General features: G+C 70.2%; 17 protein-coding genes and 2 pseudogenes. 1 reads left to right on the top strand and 18 read right to left on the bottom strand.

The window, feature by feature from the left end; genetic code table 11:
* Positions 1 to 32 precede the first annotated feature (32 nt).
* The 11 genes and pseudogenes from OTB16_RS25560 to OTB16_RS25510 all read right to left on the bottom strand — a co-directional run.
* Positions 33 to 326: a hypothetical protein gene (locus tag OTB16_RS25560; RefSeq protein ID WP_258050012.1), complete on the bottom strand. Its 294-nt coding sequence runs from the start codon at positions 324 to 326 to the stop codon at positions 33 to 35.
* Positions 327 to 396: 70 nt separating this feature from the next.
* Complete coding sequence (locus tag OTB16_RS25555) at positions 397 to 1341, bottom strand: SPDY domain-containing protein (RefSeq protein ID WP_185300042.1); 945 nt, start codon at positions 1339 to 1341, stop codon at positions 397 to 399.
* Positions 1342 to 1462: 121 nt separating this feature from the next.
* Entirely contained in the window at positions 1463 to 2308 is an 846-nt protein-coding gene (locus tag OTB16_RS25550; RefSeq protein ID WP_185300043.1) for a winged helix-turn-helix transcriptional regulator, read from the bottom strand.
* 56 nt (positions 2309 to 2364) lie between these two features.
* Positions 2365 to 2904, bottom strand: a complete 540-nt coding sequence (locus tag OTB16_RS25545; protein WP_185300044.1) for a hypothetical protein — start codon at positions 2902 to 2904, stop codon at positions 2365 to 2367.
* Between the two features lie 21 nt (positions 2905 to 2925).
* Positions 2926 to 3351 (bottom strand): hypothetical protein, encoded by a 426-nt coding sequence (locus tag OTB16_RS25540; protein WP_258050013.1) that lies wholly within the window; start codon positions 3349 to 3351, stop codon positions 2926 to 2928.
* On the bottom strand, positions 3348 to 4016 hold the full coding sequence (locus tag OTB16_RS25535; RefSeq protein ID WP_185300045.1) for a hypothetical protein: 669 nt from the start codon (positions 4014 to 4016) through the stop codon (positions 3348 to 3350). The genes OTB16_RS25540 and OTB16_RS25535 overlap by 4 nt, the downstream gene beginning before the upstream one ends.
* Complete coding sequence (locus OTB16_RS25530; protein WP_185300046.1) at positions 4013 to 4489, bottom strand: hypothetical protein; 477 nt, start codon at positions 4487 to 4489, stop codon at positions 4013 to 4015. Before OTB16_RS25530 ends, OTB16_RS25535 begins: the two co-directional genes overlap by 4 nt.
* Positions 4486 to 5325: a glycosyl hydrolase gene (locus tag OTB16_RS25525; protein ID WP_267723120.1), complete on the bottom strand. Its 840-nt coding sequence runs from the start codon at positions 5323 to 5325 to the stop codon at positions 4486 to 4488. The genes OTB16_RS25530 and OTB16_RS25525 overlap by 4 nt, the downstream gene beginning before the upstream one ends.
* On the bottom strand, positions 5250 to 5852 hold the full coding sequence (locus OTB16_RS25520; RefSeq protein WP_185300048.1) for a DUF4913 domain-containing protein: 603 nt from the start codon (positions 5850 to 5852) through the stop codon (positions 5250 to 5252). The genes OTB16_RS25525 and OTB16_RS25520 overlap by 76 nt, the downstream gene beginning before the upstream one ends.
* Before the next feature lie 93 nt (positions 5853 to 5945).
* Complete coding sequence (locus tag OTB16_RS25515) at positions 5946 to 6845, bottom strand: DNA cytosine methyltransferase (protein WP_267723129.1); 900 nt, start codon at positions 6843 to 6845, stop codon at positions 5946 to 5948.
* A 118-nt stretch (positions 6846 to 6963) separates the two neighbouring features.
* A pseudogene (locus tag OTB16_RS25510) lies at positions 6964 to 7143 on the bottom strand (hypothetical protein); the annotation flags it as partial.
* Between the two features lie 247 nt (positions 7144 to 7390).
* On the opposite strand from OTB16_RS25510, the gene OTB16_RS25505 reads away from it, so the two are divergent.
* Entirely contained in the window at positions 7391 to 7624 is a 234-nt protein-coding gene (locus OTB16_RS25505; RefSeq protein WP_267723119.1) for a hypothetical protein, read from the top strand.
* 148 nt (positions 7625 to 7772) lie between these two features.
* On the opposite strand, the gene OTB16_RS25500 is transcribed toward OTB16_RS25505, so the two are convergent.
* The 7 genes and pseudogenes from OTB16_RS25500 to OTB16_RS25465 form a co-directional block, all read right to left on the bottom strand.
* Complete coding sequence (locus OTB16_RS25500; protein ID WP_185300050.1) at positions 7773 to 8942, bottom strand: DnaB-like helicase N-terminal domain-containing protein; 1170 nt, start codon at positions 8940 to 8942, stop codon at positions 7773 to 7775.
* A 223-nt stretch (positions 8943 to 9165) separates the two neighbouring features.
* Positions 9166 to 10954: pseudogene (locus OTB16_RS25490) on the bottom strand (type IV secretory system conjugative DNA transfer family protein).
* Positions 10955 to 11062: 108 nt separating this feature from the next.
* Entirely contained in the window at positions 11063 to 11734 is a 672-nt protein-coding gene (locus OTB16_RS25485; RefSeq protein ID WP_185300053.1) for a hypothetical protein, read from the bottom strand.
* Positions 11735 to 11861: 127 nt separating this feature from the next.
* On the bottom strand, positions 11862 to 13094 hold the full coding sequence (locus OTB16_RS25480) for an ATP-grasp domain-containing protein (protein ID WP_185300054.1): 1233 nt from the start codon (positions 13092 to 13094) through the stop codon (positions 11862 to 11864).
* Positions 13095 to 13165: 71 nt separating this feature from the next.
* Positions 13166 to 14428 (bottom strand): MFS transporter, encoded by a 1263-nt coding sequence (locus tag OTB16_RS25475; RefSeq protein ID WP_185300055.1) that lies wholly within the window; start codon positions 14426 to 14428, stop codon positions 13166 to 13168.
* Between the two features lie 5 nt (positions 14429 to 14433).
* Complete coding sequence (locus OTB16_RS25470; protein ID WP_258050015.1) at positions 14434 to 15711, bottom strand: hypothetical protein; 1278 nt, start codon at positions 15709 to 15711, stop codon at positions 14434 to 14436.
* A 114-nt stretch (positions 15712 to 15825) separates the two neighbouring features.
* The gene (locus OTB16_RS25465) at positions 15826 to 16335 is read right to left on the bottom strand and encodes a hypothetical protein (RefSeq protein ID WP_185300056.1); all 510 of its coding nucleotides are present in this window, start codon (positions 16333 to 16335) and stop codon (positions 15826 to 15828) included.
* Positions 16336 to 16373 lie beyond the last annotated feature (38 nt).

Raw genomic sequence — 16373 nt, 5'->3', positions numbered from 1 at the left:
CTGCTGGGGGCCGGTCCGCGGTGGCGGCGGCTTCACGTGCTTCGATCACGTGACTGATGGCCTGAAGGGAAGTCCGGCTCTCGGCTTGAGCGACGCGAAGGTCTGCCGCTGAGCCGGTGATCCTGGGTTAGGGCGTGCAGACGGTCTTGGTGCACAGCCACGGCGTTGTCGGTGACGACCAAGGACGAGCGGATGCGCATGGCCGAGCGCAGGAGCGGCTCGTCGCTAGGGCGGCGGACCGCGAGGGATTCCAGAGCTTCGATCGGGCGGCCCCAGGCTTTCTCGATCATGGTCGTGGCCTGATCGAGTGCGGTGGCGTCGGGCATGGTGGAACTCCCGGCATTCGGAGTGGCGCTTCGGGCGGAGGGGCTGTCCCAGAGAGGCTGAAGCCGATGATCAGCGGCTACGGCGTGGGGGTGTCGGGGCGGCCAGCGGCCTGCCCCCGAGAGCGGGCGAAGGATTGCTCGACCGGTTCTGCGCCGAGGCCCCTGTACGGCTGCGGGCGGCCATGACCCGCAGGTCGGCGGCTGTGCGAGGGAAACGTGCGGCGCGGTTGACGGCCTGCGTGACGGCGGTGCGGCGTACGTCAAGGGGGGTGGGAGCCCGAGGAACCTGGGGGGCGATCGGGCCGACTGGGGTGAGCGAGACCAGGTGCTCCACCTCGCGGTGGATCTGGTGCCGCTCACGTGCCGCCGGGGCTGGATCGGCCATGACCGCTGCCGTTGCGGCGATCAGATGGGAGGGAGTACCGGCGGAGAAGTACGCCTCCGCGCGAGTGCCCCACCCTGGTGGACCCGCCCAGAGCGTTACGGCTTCGTCGTCCGGACGGGAGCGACGGTTGTCGATGAGGATCCCTGCTTGTCCGTCCGGGGCGATGATCTCGACGGTGCCCAGCTCGGCTCCGCCGTCGCGGGTCCAGCCGGCATCGGTCAGGGGCCGGACGGCATCGGCCCAGCGGTACGACGGGCTCGCCAGGAAGCGCCCGTTGCCCTCGTAGGCGTCGGCTTCGGCGTAGTCGTGAGCGAGAGCGGTGGTGAGACCGGCGACGATCTCGGCCGGGGTGACGTGGTTGAAGGTCGCTGTCCAGCGGGGTGCGGAGACGGCCTCTTCGGCTGCGGTGATCTTCCACAGCTCGAAGTCGTCACCGAACCAGCCGATACGGATCCTCTGATCCGGCGAGGTGACAAGCAGTTGGCAGGGGCCCTCGTCGAGGTAGTGATGGGGCCAGTGAGCGACGGGGGCGAAGCCAGCGTCTCCGGTCCCGTTGGAACCGGCCAGGTACATGGGGCTGACCAGTACCTCTTGGTAGGGATCCTGGCTGTAGGGCTGCTGGGTGCTCATAGTCGAGGCTCCGGGGACGATGGAGGGGAACGCGCCCGCGTGCACAGCGGAACGGGCTGCTCGACTGCACGCGGGCGCCATGGCAACGGGGAAGTGCGGCTGGTTCTCAGCACCACCCGGATCACCGGCCCCGAGAGGGGGTCGACTGGGCGGTGACGGCCGACGGCACCCGCGGTTGCGGCTGCGGTGCGTGGCTGAACAGAGCGCTCGGCGCGGCGGCGCTCCGACGCAGGGCCGCTGCAGTTCGGACGTTGTCCGACCCCAGCGGGACGCCGGTGTGGGTCCGGGTGGCCGCCACGACACGGGTCGGCGGTGCCGAGCGATTCCGTGTGGTGACGGGGTCACTCCAGTGCTCGACGGCTGCGTAGACGGGGCCCAGCGCCCGCCCGGCGTCGGTCAGGACGTAGGGGTCGCCGTGGCGGGGCCCGGTACGGGCGACCAAGCCGTCGACCTGAAGCCGGTTGAGGCGCTGCCGGGTGAAGCCGTTGTCCAGGCCGGCCTCCTCGGCGATATGGACGAACCGCATCGGGCCGCCCTCGTCGAGAACCTGGATCACGGCGGTCGAATGCCGTAGGTGCAGCCGCCGCACGGCGTCCTCGACGCGTTCGGCACCAGCTACCTGGCCACCGAGCGACAAGTTGGCCTGGGACCAGCCAGAAAGGGCGTGGTGCACACGAGAGAGCGATTCGCCGAAGGCGCTGAGCTGATACGGAGCGCCATGACGGTCGGCGGCTCGGGTTACCAGTCCGTCAGCGTGCATCTGGGCCAGCCGCTTGCCGACGAGCTGCTCGCTGACGAAGGGGAGCCTGGTCGCGACGTCACGCACACGCATGGGGCTGCCCTGCTGCGCCAGGGTCTGCGCCGACCAAGTGGTCCACTTCGGTGCTATCAGGGAAAGCGCGTCCTCGACACGCTGGGCATCGACCGACCCGATCGAGGCGGCGGAAGACTGAGAGGAGGAGGACATGGGGTGAACTCCGTAAGAGCAAAGGGGGTTTGTGGATTTGCGGTGCGCCTGAGCGGTCAGCGGGAGGTGCTCTCGGCTCGAAGCCTCTGGAGCACCGCGCCGAGGCGGCGGTTGCTGACGTGGACGCCGCGGTCGCGCAGGCCCCGGCGCAGTGCCTCGCGGTTGAGGCGATGCAGGCCGGCGGCGACCTCGCGGGCGGTGGCCAGCAGGTCCTCGTCAGGAGCAGGGATGGTTCGATGAGCCGACGGACGCTGAGTAGAAGCGCGGTCCAGGAGGAGGCGGACATCCAGCAGGTCCCAGACCGCTTCCGCCTCGCTCTGTTCCTGGCGTTCGAGGTCGACGACTTCGGCCGCGTACAGCAGAACGAGATCGTCGAGGGCGTGTTCGCCGGAGCGGTGCCGCTGCCAGGCCGCGTCGAGGTTGCGGCGGGCTGACCGGGCATCGGCACCGGTCTGGGCGAGTCCGTCGAGCCGCCGCAGCAGGATGGGCAGAACAGGGTCGTCGGAACGGCAGGAGGCGTTGCCGCGCTGCAGCTTCTCCAGCGGGCGGCCGTACCGGTGCTCGACCAGGCGGCGGGTGTAGATCGCGGTGGACATGAGGGCGTCCTTTCTAGGGAATCAGCGGGAACGGAACGGCTTGGTGGCCGTGCTTGTCGCAGGTGCGGCGGATGGGTCGACGCCGTGGCCGGAGATCGCTGCAGCGCCGCTGCGGCTGAGGGCGGCGGATACGCGCGGCGTGGCCGTACGAGCGTCTCGAAGGGCCACCTCGCCCTGCGGCGTGAGCGAGAGGAGCTGCCCAGGCCGGTACAGCCCCTCGCTGGTGTCCTGGACGAGTAGCCCGTCGGCGACCAGCCGCTGGACGGTCTCAGGCCAGACCTCCGGGTTAGGGCGCTGGCCCTGTCCGTCGGAGAGATAGATGTAGCCGTAGACCGCGCTCTGGTGGAACCGCAGTCCGCCGGCCTCGACGGCTTCGAGGGCGCGGAGGCGGCGGTCACCCGAGATGGCCCAGTCATCGGCCCGCCCTTTTGCGTCATGAGGGTTCACTCCGCCGCCTCCATCCGAGCGAGCAGGGAGCGGACCAGAGTGGGAAGGCTCTCGGGACCGTCGCCGATCCAGATGTGGTCGGTCGCCTCGCCGAGGACGTACGCGGCGTCTTCGAGCAGACCGCTGGAGATCTCCATGCAGGCGTCGGTGATCCGGGAGGCTGCCAGCAGAGACTCGGAGAGCACCTCGACGTAGTCGACCGGCGCGAGGCCGGCGGCCTCGGCGGCAGTACGGATCGCCGCCAACTCCAGCGCGCTGAAGGAAAAGTCGAACTCGCCGTTCTGCTCCACGGTGGCCCGTGCGGCGAAGGCCGGGTCCGGCGCCTCCGTGGGGATGCCGACGCGCGTGCAGATCCGGTCGACCGAAGCGGTCAGCTCGGCGAGGGACTCGGTGAGCCATCCCAGCGCCGAGGCGTAGGAGGCCAGAGTGAACAGACCCGCCGGAGTCGTGGGGAGAGGATCGTCGGCCACGAAGCCTTCGAGCCGGTCGCTCAGCTCGCAGACGACCCGGGGCCCGGCGGACAGTGCACCGAGCACGGGGTGCAGGTAGGAGCGGCTAGCGGCCGTCGGGTACTCGGCGGTGAGGATGCCGGAGACGCTGTGCGCAACCTCGGTGAGGAGGTCAGCCAGTTCGGTACGGGTCAGGGGGGTGCGGTCGGCGGTCATCGCTGGGGAGCCTTTCGAGAAGCGGCAGCAGTGGGTTGGACTGCTGGGGGAGGAGTTGCCGGGACCGCAGTCGGCTGGTCGACCGCGCGGGGCGAGCGGGATCGGGCGGCCTGCACACGCGCCTCGGAAGCAGAGGCTGTCTCGGGGGCCTGGTGGGGTCCGGTACGCAGGTGTGCCGATCGGTAGACCGCGTAGTCCTTCCTGCTACCGGCGGCGACCAGATAGATCTCGCGCTTGTGGTGCGAAGTCGGCGGAGCCGGGCGGAACTGGATGACCATCCGGTAGGAGACGGACGGATCGACGTAGACCTTGTGGAAGCCCGCGAGGCGACCCTTCAGCGGCAGGCAGTCATCGCTGCCGTGGACCAGGTTCTGCAGCTCCAGCAGAGCCAAGTCACGCATCTCGTCGGGAAGCTCCCGCAGGTCCGCGATGGCGTCCGGATGTGCGGAGAAGGCGAAGCGGGCACGGCTCACATCGACCGCCCCGGGTTCGGTCGCTGTGCCGTTCCTGCCGACGGTGCGCTGGGGGCGTCGAGGCCGGCCTTCGGTATCGCGGAAGCACCGGCCGACCGCGTGAGGGCAGCGCGGGTCCGGAGGACAGCGGCGTCTCCGCGGTATTCCGGCGGCTGCGGCAGCGCGGTGCTGCGGTCGTCCAGCCAGTGCCGGGCGGCGTCCTCGTCGGCGAAGGCACCCTCCCGCATCGTGTACGTGTGAGCGTCGAAGTCCCCCTCTTCGAGGAAGATGCGCATCGGCGCCTGAGCAGCGAGGGAGTCGCGGGTCAACGTCCATGTCTCGCACGGGTCGAAGTCCGAGGTGTAGCTGTCGAGGACCTTGTACCGGTCCCCCGACGTGCGGAGCTTCTGCTCGACCCGCGCGGTGCGATCGTCAGCGGGCTTCATGAAATCGTTGCCGACCTGGGAAATCCGCTCGGGCGGGCAACCGCGCTCGATCAGCCAGTTCTGAGCGAAGGACACGGTGGAGTGATAGGTCGAATCGAACGTGAAGGTGTTTTGGTTGAGGTCCCGCGCGACCTTGATCGCGCGAATCTGCGGCTCGCCAGGTACTCCCCAGGTGACCGAGCCGTCGTGGGCGAGGACGAAGTCGTGGGAGCCGTTGGGGGTGGTGTGGTGCTCGGCCAGGACGGTGAGATCACCGGCCCAGAAACGCTGCTCCGCGTACTCCGAATCCGCGTCAGCGGGCTCGAAGTCATCCAGGCGGAAGTCGAGTTCACTGCTCATGCCGCCAGCTCCAACTGCGGCGCGGGGGTGGCCAGCACACGATGGTTGGGCCGGGTCGCGCTCGTCGTGCACGCGGCGAAGGGACCGTCGGGAGCACGGAGCTGGGCCAGCGCCTGGTCCAGGTGGTCGCGGTGCCACGTCGAAGGGCCGGACAGGCCGGCCTCGGCATCGGTGAGCTGCTGCCACGCGAGCCAGAGGGCGTGCAACCGGGCAACGGCTTCGGGGTGTTCGTGCCACCGCGAACACCAGGGGCGGGTCGTGCTGATCTCTCGGCCGTACACCGGGAGGAAGAGGTAGTTCACCCAGTCGCTGAGGGCGGCGATCTCGATGGCGTACGCCTCGCCGCCCAAGGCGAGGATGAACACCGAAGCGGGGCCATCCTCCTGCGCGGAGCTGGTCGCCTCTGCGGCCGGAACGTCGTCCGCCGACGGGATCGCGGCGGAGGCGGGAGCGGGCTCGGAGCCCAGGCGGTCGAGGATGACGCCGTGCTGCCTGACCTCGGCCATGGTCTTGGCGAGGGTGCTGGCGAGGTCGTCGAGGTCCCCGTCGGGGACGCGGAACGGCTCCGGGTCGGGGGCGGTCGTGCTGGTGTCGGACATGGGGGCGTGCTCCATCTGTGAGACGGCGACATGAGGAAGAGGATCCGGAGGAACGGCGATTTGGTCCGGCCGGAAAAACCCGGTAGTGGGGCGCTACGCCGTCGCGCAGCGAGGGCCGCGCGGGAAGGGCGGCGCCAGCAACTGCACTGCCCGGCTGGCCTGTTGAGGTACAACGCCGTTGCCCAGTGCGGTGAGTTGAGCCGGTCGTCCGAGCCCCGGAGTGGCGGTGACCCAGCCGGGCTCCAGGCCCTGCATCCACTCCACGAAGTCGGCACGAAGGCGTCCGGCCGCGTCAGTGGGCGGCGGCGCGGGGCGGGTGAGCATCTCCCATCGGGTGATGGCGGCTGCGTATGCCCCCCATCGCTGGTCGCCCCCTCGGTTTCCGGAGCCGATTCCGTCCAGAGCGGCAGAACCACTGCCGACAGGGGAGGGCGCCACCCCTTGCCCGGTCGGCGTCCCGGGGTGCCCGTGTCGCTGGCCCGCGGTGTGGGCAGCAGTGACGCCGCCGCACTCGGCAGGGTCATGTCCCCATTGCCGTGCCGCTGGTTGGGCGAGCCCTTGATTCCGTCCGATGCCTTCGGCGTAGGCAGGAGCCACTCCACCTCGTCGGCCAGGTTCGGGCCGTGTCCTCCGCTCTTCCTCTTGGAGGGGTGTTGCGAGCCGCCGTTCTTCGCGATGTTGCTGGTCGGCGTCTTGAACAGCGTGTTCGGCAGGCCAGGCGGCGAGGAAAGTGCGCTCGCGGCGGTGCGGGGCTCCGATATCGGAGGCGCGAAGCACGCGCCACTTCGCGTCGTACCGGAGGTCGGCCAGGGATCCGAGTACGGCACCGAGTGCCCGCAGAGGAGGCTGACCTGGGGCGTCTCCCAGACACCACGGGCAGAATTCCACGTCGCCAGGGGAACCGGCGGGTGAGGTGAGGAGGCCGCGCACATTCTCGATCACAACCAGGCAGGGTCGGAGGGCCTCGACCGCACGGGCCACGTGCAGCCACAGCCCAGAGCGGGTCTGGGAGTTGAGTCCGGCCCGGCGGCCGGCGACCGAGACGTCTTTGACAGGGGAAACCCGCCGTCAGGACGCAGACCCGAGGAACGGCGGACCAGTTGACGGTCGTGATATCGCCCAGGTTCGGGACGCCGGGCCAGTGGCGGGCCAGGATGCGCGAAGCGTTCGGATCGACTTCCGCGTGCCAGGCCAGCGTGCCGCCGAGCGCGGACTGGACGCCGAGGTCCAGCCCGCCGTACCCCGAGCAGAGCGAGCCGATCAGCGGAGGGCACTCGATGGCGGTCTGCATGTCACCGACCCCGAGCGATCCGGTCCGCAGGAGCTGCTGCTCCCGGGACAGTAGGCGGAGGTGAAGCGAATGCAGGAGCCGCGGTCGTGGACCGGCTACGGGCTGCCTGCAGCCGTGCGGACGGAGGCGAAACCGTCGCCGACGCGGCGTGAAGGGAATCGGCGGCTTCGCGTAGGGCCGTGTCCGCCGTGCCGAGCGCGTCAACCGTCACCCGCGCCGCAGCCTCCCGAGCGTCCCGGGCATCGGGTTGGTCGCGCAGGTGCTCGGTCTGGTTCAGGAACGAGAGCTGGTGGACCACGGCCCCGAGAGCGGATGCCGCCTCGCCGGCAGGTCCTACGGCGGCGGCGAAGCTGGTGATAACCCGCGCACTGTGGGCCTCCTGGTCGTGGTCGACGACACGGAAGAGGACTTCGTCACCCAAACCGCTTATCAGCGCGCCGAGTTCGGAGATCTGCCTGGCGACGGCGACGCTGTCGGGTGAGCGGTGGACGTCTCCGGGGACCGGGAGCTTGCCGCGCTGGGCATCGAAAGTCGAGGCCGTGGCACGCAGGGCCAAGGCGTCGGAGATGGGGGTGTTGTTCACGGTGATTCCCAAGGGATGAGGACGAGCGACGGAAAGGGGGGAGGGGTCAGCCGTGTCCGCGAGAGGGCGGTCGCACGGCGGCCGGGCTGGGGGCAGAGCCAGGCCGGGCCGAGGATGGCGAGACTGGGCGCGGCGTGCTGCGGGCGAGCGCCGCGTGCACCTGCGCAGGGGGCGGCCCGGTTGGCGAAGGAGCTGGGGCCGGCGGCGTCGGTGCGGGGCGGCCGTTCGCCGCCTGCCAGCGGGCCCGCACCTCATCGAGTGGACCGAGCGCGTGCAAGGCGTGATTGATCAGCCGCCCGGGGGCCAGTGCCTCGTTCTCCGCCAAGGCTCGGATCTCACGCGCAGAGGTCGCCGCCGTGCGGGTGACCGACGAGCGCATCACCAGCTCGCCGAGCCATTCGGCGCTGCCTGGACCCACGCCGTCGCAGATGGCGGCGAGCTGATCGCTGGACAGCGTTCCGTCGGCCAGCAGGCCGCGCCGCTGGGCCTCCCAGAGCAGCGTGATCCGATCGATGGGTTCACCCCGGTGGTGCAGGGCGCCGAGGCAGCGGTAGAGCTGCCCGTGGGTGGCGTCGGCGAAGTCGCCAGGCCGCAGCCAGCCGACTACCTCGTCCATGGCCTTCGGCTGCTCAGCGAGGACGGCTAGAAGGAACCGCTCGTCCTCGGCGACCTGGTCGGCCCGAACCGGCGGTGGCGCGACCGGGACGGTGGCCACCGGAGCGGCGGGCGCGACCGGGCGCGGTTCGGTACCCCACCGCTGTGCGAGATCGCTGAGCACGCCGGTAAGGACGTCCGCGTGATGCAGGGCTCCCGCGACTTCGCCCTGCAGGGCGTCGGCGCGAGCCGCCTGGTGAAGGCGGATCGCGTGTTCCGTGATGCTGCGATGGATCGCGCCCTCCAGCACCATGCGGCCGTATACCGGAGCGTGCGAGGGACGCGGGCACGCCGAGATCAGGGTGTGGGCGTACACCGCGGTCAGCCCCCGTACGTGGAGGCCAGCCTCGTCGACCGCATCGGTCACCCACGACAGCGGTACGGACTCTTCGGCCAACGCAGGGTGGCCATCGTCCCGGAGCTTGCGCAACGCGGCGAACAGCGCCTGGTGGACCGGCCGGTAGAAGTGACCCGGCGCGAGCCAGTCAAGGTGCGCGAGCTGACCCGGGTCGAGCAGCACGGAACCGAGCACCGCCTGCTCCGCGCCCAGCAGCGGGTTCATCGCTGGCCGCCTGCATCAGAAGCGGGAGGTTCGCTCTCCCGGGCGCGGAGGTCGGCGACCGCCTGGTCGGCAGCGGCCATCGCCTGGGCGAGGCAGTCCAGCGTGCTGGTGAACGTGGGATCGGAAGCGAGTAGCGAGCCGGCCCCGCTGACCAACCACCACTGCCCGTCGCGCAGAACGACCGGCGAGCGTACGAACCGCCCGGGACGCGGCGTGGGCGCGCTCATGCCGACAGCCCGAAGTCGTCACGGCCGTGGGTCTTCGCGATGGCCCGTTCGGTGATCGCCTTCGTCGCACGGGCCGAAGCCGGGCCGACCACCTTGGCGGACGGCTCCTTGTACCAAGGCCGGAGATCGAGCATGGCGACCCGGATGCCCGTGGCGAGGAGCAATGCCTTGCCCTTGGGCAGGGCACGGATCGCATCGGGCGGCAGGATCCGCTCGGTCCGCATGCTCACCGAGGTGGACTTGCCGCCGTCGCTGGTCGACACCGAAGTGGTCTGCACGTCGTGGTCGCCGACCTGCCTGCTGAGCCGGTCGGCGAAGTCCGCGTCGTCGATGCCCGAACCGATGATCTTGACGGTGGCCGCAGACCAGAGCGCGTCCATGCCGGCCTCGCCCCAGCACCGCTGGCCCTGCCGGTAGGACTGCAGGATCGTCATCGGGATGACGCCTCGGCTGCCCAAGTGGCTGTACAGGTCCGGGAGATCGCTGATCTTGCACACATTCGCGGCCTCGTCGAGCACGCACAGCGCGGGGGGATCCAGCCGTCCGCCGGAGCGCTCGGCGACGACCACGGCCGCGCGCATCACGGCGTCGGCCGCTGCGGCGATGATCGCGCTCGCGCTGCCGCCGCCGTCCTTGCTCAGTAGATACAGGGTGTCGCGGGACGTGGCGAAGGCGAAGGGCTTGAACTCGGGGAGATCCTTGGCGGGCGTGACCCAGGCTGCAACGTCCGGGTCGAGCAGGCAGCTCGCGTACTGCCGCGCAGTCTCATAGATGCCGTCGCGGGTCTCGGTCGCGCCGGAGACAGTGCCCTGGAGCTGGGCGGCGACCGCGTCGTGGCCGGCATCGGTGAGGAGGTCGACCGGGGTCCGGTCGGCGGGGGAGGCGAGCCAGGCCAGGACATCGGTGATCGGGCGGCGGTGACTGGCGGCAGCGAGGAACAGCGCGCCGAGCGTGTTGCTCGCGGCGGTCGACCAGAAGTCGGAGCCGTTCGACTCGTCCACGCTGGCGGCGACGAAGTGTCCGGCGAGGCGTTTCGCCCCGGCCAGGTCGCGGGCGTCGGCCAGGATGTCCCACCACATCTCGCGCGGGTGGTGGGCGATCTGCTGGGGGTCGAGGGTCCAGATCGTGCCGACCTCGGCGCGAGCGTCCACCGTCGCGGTGAAGGCGTCGTTCGCGGCCTTGTTACTGGTGAGCAGGACGGGGCCGGGCGCGGCGAGAATCGCGGGGATCGCGAGGCCGGAGGTCTTACCGCTTCGCGGAGCCATGATCGCGACGATCACGTCCTCCCAGGACGCGCGGACATTGGCCCGTCCCGGGGAGAGGGTGCCGAGAAGGATGCCGCGGTCGGCAGGGGCGACCTCTTTTACACTCCCGGTCGCTGAGGGACGGCCGCAGGCTCCTGGCCTTGGCGGTGATCTCCTTGTCCAGCAGCGGGGCGAGGTCGGCCTTCCGGGCGAGGCCGTTCTTCGGGCCACCGCGCAGGCGCATCCACAGAACCAGGCCGAGGATGGTGAGGCAGACGGACAGCAGGCCGGGGATGATCCGCGCGCCGACCAGCAGGGCGGTGGGGCTCAGGTTCGGCCACAGCGCATCGGGGTGAAGCAGCGCATCCGTGGCCCTGAAAGGACCCCAAGACCCGCTCTCAAAGAGCGAGTTGGTGAGATTGCCGCTCAGCCAGGCCAGTGAACCGAAGGCGAGCGCGATGCCGAGTATGCCGAAGAGGAGGTAGAGGAGCGCGTCCGACCCGGTGGTGGTCGAGGGCGCGCTGGTACGCGGTACGGGCATGGTGGGTCCTGGAAGTGAGCGCAGGCGATTGATGGAGGCGGGGCACGCGGCGCTCTTCTGCTGGTCATCGAGGAAGCTCCTGTTTAGGAAGGGGGTCGGCGGTCAGGGCTATCGGGTACGAGGGGCTCGGGGCGGCGGAGTGCTCGGCACCGCGTCGGAGCTGGCCGGGGAGGCCGGGCGCTGGGCGGCAGCCTTCGGCGAGGAGGTACGGGCAGCGCGCTGCCGGTTCGCTTCCGCGTTGCCATCGGCGGCCGGCGGGGCCGGAGCGACCGGACCAGCACCGAGGACGTCGCTGAGCAGCTCCCTGGTCCGCAGGACGTTAACCATCTCGTGGTGCCTGGGATCGGTGAGTTCGGCAGGACACGCGGCGATCCCGTCCTCGGCGATCTCCAACTGCTCCTGGACGTCCAGGAGCATCCCGTGGGCAGCGGCCAGCCGTGTCCAGGTCTCGAAGGTGGGGTTGTGATTCGGGTCGTCAAACGTCAGACGGACACGGGTCCAGTCGGCGGCAGCGGCGACGAGTTCGGTCAGCTGCGGGAGAGCCCCGACCAATGCGCCGTTGACCTCCTCGATGATTCCGGCGACCTCATTGGGCGTCGCGGTCTCGGTGAGCCGGGCGATCATCCCGGGGACGGAGTACGGGTCGGAGGAAGGGTGGGGCAGGTGGCGGACCTGCAGAGGCTTGTCGAGGCCCGGCGTTTCGTTGCCATGGGCGAGCCGGATGTTGTGCTTCATCGCGGCGCCGACGGCCTCGCCGATACTCGGGTAGAACTCGGGCACGGTTGCTCCTCGGTCGTGCGCTGGACTTCCGGGATGGGTGGGGGCACGAGGCTGACGTGCTCCCCACCCGGATGGACGGACGCAGGTCCGCATGCCGGTCTTGTGGCGGAGGAAGGCAGCGGAAGGTTCACGGGGTGATCGACATAGTCACAGCGTCGGCGAGGCACGAGAGAGAGTCCTGGGCCTCTTCGGCGCTGTCGGCGGTGACGATGACGAAGCCGACCCGGCTGGTGTCGAGGTTGCCCGACGGCGGCAGTACGACCCGCTCCCCGACGTCTCGGAGCCAGGTCACCTGGTGAAGCCACGGGTGCTCCGGACCAGGGTGGATCGCCAGGTCGCGCGCGGCGATGGTGCCTGTGGCCAGGGGATAAATGATCTTTATCGCGGCGGTGGTGTGCGCCGTGGGCGTCAGGTCGGGAATCTGTCCGCAGGCGATGTCGGCCGCGATCCGAGGTAGGTCGAGGCCGGTGGCAAGGCGGACGAGCTGCCCGATCAGGTCGCCGCCGATCCGGGAATTGACCTCGATGATCCGCGGACCGGACGCGGTGAGGCGCATCTCAACGTGCTGGACGCCAGCCGTGACACCCAGCGACCGCACGGCCTGGGCGGCAATGGAGGCGACTTCGGGCAAGAGCGGGTCGCCTGCAGTCACGGTGTGGCCGACCTCCTCGAAGTACGGAGGGAAGGCGACCTCCTTGCGGGTGACGGCCAGTGCGGTGGTGACGCCGCGCTGAGTGACGCACTCCACCGATATCTCCGGGCCGGACAGGTACTCCTCGACCAGGACACCGCTGCCTTCCGGGCCTTGCTCACCGGCTCCGGCGGCAGCGAACTCCCAGGCGGCAGGCAGTTCCTCGGGCGTATCGACGCGGATGACGCCGATGCTGGCAGCATGGGAGGACGGCTTGAGGACGACCGGGAAACCGGTGCGGAGCGCGGCGACTTTCGCGTCGGTCAGGTTGTCGACGCGGGTGGACGTGGCTGAAGGCACGTTGTGCTCGGCGAACAGGCGTCGGCTGGTCGCCTTGTCCCGGCAGGCAGTCATCGCCGCCGGACTGTTTCCGGGCACGTTGAGGCGTGCGGCGAGTTCAGCGGTCGGCACGAGCGTGTACTCGTCCCAGGTGACGACTCCGGCGATGGGATGCCGAGCGGCCAGGGCCAGGCCGGCAGCGACCACGGCCTCCGGGTCGAGAGTGTCGGCGACCTCGTGGTCGACCACCAGGTGCTCCTGCCTGGACGGCGGCTTGGTGTCGATCAGCGCGATCGGGTACGCGGCGGCGGCCTGTTCGACGCAGTAGCCGCGATAGACGGAATCGGTGCCGCCGACGACGATCAGCAGCGGGCGAGTAGATCGGGACATGGGGAGCCTCCGTGATGCGGTGGTGGGTATGAGGAGGAAGGGCAAGGTGCACTGGGCCGCTCAGCGACCGTTCACACGGCATCCGCTGCTGGGGCGGGCTCCTTGCGGAGCGGAGAGACCTGTGGGTGGGGCAGGTCGCAGGCGGCGCGGTGCCGTCGCAGACCGGCGAAGCATGCGCTCAGCGCCAGGCCCTGAAGAGCAGCGCACGCCAGCAGCAGGTGCGGAATGCCAGCAGGGGGTACGAGCGCGATCAGGACTCCGGCCAGCGGCAACGGCAGCAACACCAGGATGATCGTCACCGCCAGGGTGGAGCCGAACGCCTGCGCCGGGATGAGACGGGACCGCAGCGTGCGCAGGACGACGGTCATCGCGCCTTCGCCAGCCATGACCGCCGCCACCGCCACGGTGTACGTGGCGAAGCTCGGCGCTAGGGCGGTCGCCAGGCACGCCGTGGTTGAGACAGCAGCCGTCACCGCGCCGACCGGCCAGATGCCGAAGCGATCGATCGCACGACGACTGATCCACACGGCAATCAGGGAGGCAACGGCTGCCGCGCTCCAGACCGAGCCCACGGCGACGGTGGAGTAGTGGAAGTGGTCGATGACCGTGATCGGGGCGGCGGCCTGCAGGACGCCGGTGGCCAAGTTGGAGGCGGCCAGGCCGCCGACCAACCAGGCGAGTGCTGGGGTACGGCGAAGGGTTGCCCACCCGGTCAGAAGACTGCTGGGCTCCGGGCTGTGACCCGTGGCGCCGACATCGCCAGATGTGGTCACGGCAGCGGTCAGGGCCAACAACGCGACCGCGGTCAGGAGCAGGGCGGGGCTGGCCAGAAGCAGCAGGCCGCCCAGAAGCGGACCGACGAGCATCGCGCCCTGGTCGATCCCTGTCTGTGCGGCCTGCACCCGGTGGGCCGCATTGCCCAACCGGCGGCTGGTCTCAGCACCAAGAGTCTCCATCGCGACGAAGGAAACCTCCGCGAGCAGCCCGGAGACAGCACCGAAGGCCAGGACCACACAAGTTGTCATCGTCCCGGCGCCGGGCAGGACGAGCAGCACCGCACCGGCCAGGGTGACCACAGCGGTACGGACCAGGTTGGACTGCCGGAAGACACGGCCGGCACCCCACCGGTCGACCATCGATCCGGCGAAGGAGAAGGCCGCCAGGCGAGGTGCCCATTCGAGAAGGAACGCAAGACCGGTCAGGGCAGTGGAGCCGGTGGTGACCAGGACCAGGAGCGGGATGGCGTAGGTGGCCGTCGCACTGGCCAGGGCGTCGGTGGCCCGCATGAGATAGGTGCGCGGCAGGCCGGCGATGGGAGCGCGTGAAGAGATCATCTGGGTCACCGCGCCCGAGGACCAGGGGCCTGCGACGGACGTACGGCCGCGCTGGCGTCCGATGCCCCAGCACCGGAGGTTGAGGAGACCTTGGCCTTAGCCGCTGCGGGCGATGTGGCGAGAGCTGCGCTTCGGGGGTCGGGGAGCCTCGGAGGGTGCGTCTGCGTCTGGTCCTGGGGCTGCGGCGCAGGGCCGACACGAAACAACTCGGCTTCTGAGCCGCTGAGTTCCGACCGTGCTGCGCTGACGAACTCGGCCGCGACGTCGAACCGGTCGGCGAGCCGGTACGACTCGTCGTCGAGGTCTGTGATCTGCTCGCCCGCCGCCTCCAGCGCTTCGCGGACACGCTCCAGTGCGCCGTGTTCGGGATGAAGAAGGTGGTCGACCGCTCGTCGGAGGTCCTCACCGTTCTCGGCAGACCTGATCTGGTCGGTGAGTCGGAGGAGTTCCGCTCCGGCGGTGTAGGGCCCGAGCGGGTTTGCCGGGGTGGCCGTCCGGGCGGTGTCAAGGGAGGGGTCGAGGTCGACGCCGTAGCGGGCGGCGCGGAGCATCTCGGCCGCGTGGGTGGCGATGGCTGCGCGATCAGAGGCCGGGGTGGTGGTGGGAAGGCGATGGCGTCGGCCGTACCAGTCCTCGATCTGCTGGAAGCCGGCGTGCTTGAGGAGCGTGGCGGAAAGGTCGTCGCTGGCGCCCTTCGCCGAGACGCTGCCGCTGGGCTCGGCGGTGATGGTGATGGAGGGGGCAGGCACGTGGGTCTCCTGGGCGCGGGTTGTCGGGTGCGGAGCGATGGGCAGATGGCCCAGCTCGGTGGCGAGGCGGTGGCACTCGGTCTGGAGGCGGAAGGCGTCGCGGTAGGCGTTGTGGAGGCTGCCGTCCTCACGAGCGAGGGTGGCCACGACGTGCACCTGCCGGGGCTGGTTGCGCAGGGCGATCCACCGGCAGGCGTCCGGATCGCCTTCTGGGGCGATGCCGGTGACGGCCACGAGGCGGCGGGCGACCGTGGCCCACTGCGAGTCGGTGAGGTCCGGTCGGCGAGGGTTGGAGCGGACCGAGCAGATCCAAACCGGCCGTTCGGGTGCGCGGGCCCCGAGGCGTTCGACGGGGGCGTCGAGGGCACGGGCCAAGTACGGCAGCGAGCCAGACTCGGCGAGCAGGTCGATCGGGGCTCCGTGGCCGTCGCCCGCGATCAGCCGGGGGCTGGTGTGGTTACCGCGTTCGCCCGGCCCGTACAGGTACGAGAGCAGGCCGGCGGTGTTGCTGGCGCGCTGCAGGTGGGCGATCACGGCGTCTACCTCGAAGGGGAGTGGCGAACAGGAGCCCGGTCTTCGGGCTGTCAGGGAGAGAGGATCCGCAGAATCCGCGATTTGGCCCGGCCGGAGATCACTGGTAGACGCCGCTCACCCCGGGACGTCGAGGCCGTGGTCGTAGGTAAAGTTCGCGCAGGCGGCGCGAGCGAAGTAGGCGTCGTTGTGCAACCGGGCCCAGCGGCCGTCCTGGCGGATGACGGTCGCGACGATGTCGAGCCCGCTGGCCTGGTTGCGCATGGCCACCCATCGGCAGGCCGCCGGATCGGCGTCCGGCTCAATACCTGTGGCGTCGAGAACCTCGCGCGTCAGCTCGAACCAGTCGTCGTCGTCGAGTTCCACGTCGGTGGTGTTGCGAATGGCGCAGTGCCAGGTGAGCCGCCGGGACGCGGTGTGACCGCTCCGCGGTTTCCGCAGCGCGACCGGTTCATCGAGCAGCGATGCCAGGTGCGGCAGGACGACGGTCTCCTGGGCGGTCAGCTCCGGGGACCAGGCGGTAAGCAGGTATGGGGCGAAGCCTGGCTCGCTGCGGTGGAGGTGGCCGAGGAGGTCCGTGGTGCTCTCGGTGCGCCGCACATCGCAGCGCAGGGGGTACTCGGGCATGGGGTATCCAGGTCCTTGATAGGGGAGCCGGTGCCCCG

Origin of the sequence: Streptomyces antarcticus, from assembly GCF_026627255.1 — a bacterium.
Classification (GTDB): Bacteria; Actinomycetota; Actinomycetes; order Streptomycetales; family Streptomycetaceae; genus Streptomyces; species Streptomyces antarcticus.
Note: the sequence above shows the minus strand (reverse complement) of the source record. Positions and strands in the feature narration are given on the sequence as shown.

What these genes read in the sequence shown, in the direction of transcription:
- OTB16_RS25560 (WP_258050012.1), bottom strand. Translation starts at nt 326, where the DNA reads ATGCCCGACGCCACCGCACTCGATCAGGCCACGACCATGATCGAGAAA.
- OTB16_RS25555 (WP_185300042.1), bottom strand. Translation starts at nt 1,341, where the DNA reads ATGAGCACCCAGCAGCCCTACAGCCAGGATCCCTACCAAGAGGTACTG.
- OTB16_RS25550 (WP_185300043.1), bottom strand. Translation starts at nt 2,308, where the DNA reads ATGTCCTCCTCCTCTCAGTCTTCCGCCGCCTCGATCGGGTCGGTCGAT.
- OTB16_RS25545 (WP_185300044.1), bottom strand. Translation starts at nt 2,904, where the DNA reads ATGTCCACCGCGATCTACACCCGCCGCCTGGTCGAGCACCGGTACGGC.
- OTB16_RS25535 (WP_185300045.1), bottom strand. Translation starts at nt 4,016, where the DNA reads ATGACCGCCGACCGCACCCCCCTGACCCGTACCGAACTGGCTGACCTC.
- OTB16_RS25520 (WP_185300048.1), bottom strand. Translation starts at nt 5,852, where the DNA reads ATGTCCGACACCAGCACGACCGCCCCCGACCCGGAGCCGTTCCGCGTC.
- OTB16_RS25500 (WP_185300050.1), bottom strand. Translation starts at nt 8,942, where the DNA reads ATGAACCCGCTGCTGGGCGCGGAGCAGGCGGTGCTCGGTTCCGTGCTG.
- OTB16_RS25480 (WP_185300054.1), bottom strand. Translation starts at nt 13,094, where the DNA reads ATGTCCCGATCTACTCGCCCGCTGCTGATCGTCGTCGGCGGCACCGAT.
- OTB16_RS25475 (WP_185300055.1), bottom strand. Translation starts at nt 14,428, where the DNA reads ATGATCTCTTCACGCGCTCCCATCGCCGGCCTGCCGCGCACCTATCTC.
- OTB16_RS25465 (WP_185300056.1), bottom strand. Translation starts at nt 16,335, where the DNA reads ATGCCCGAGTACCCCCTGCGCTGCGATGTGCGGCGCACCGAGAGCACC.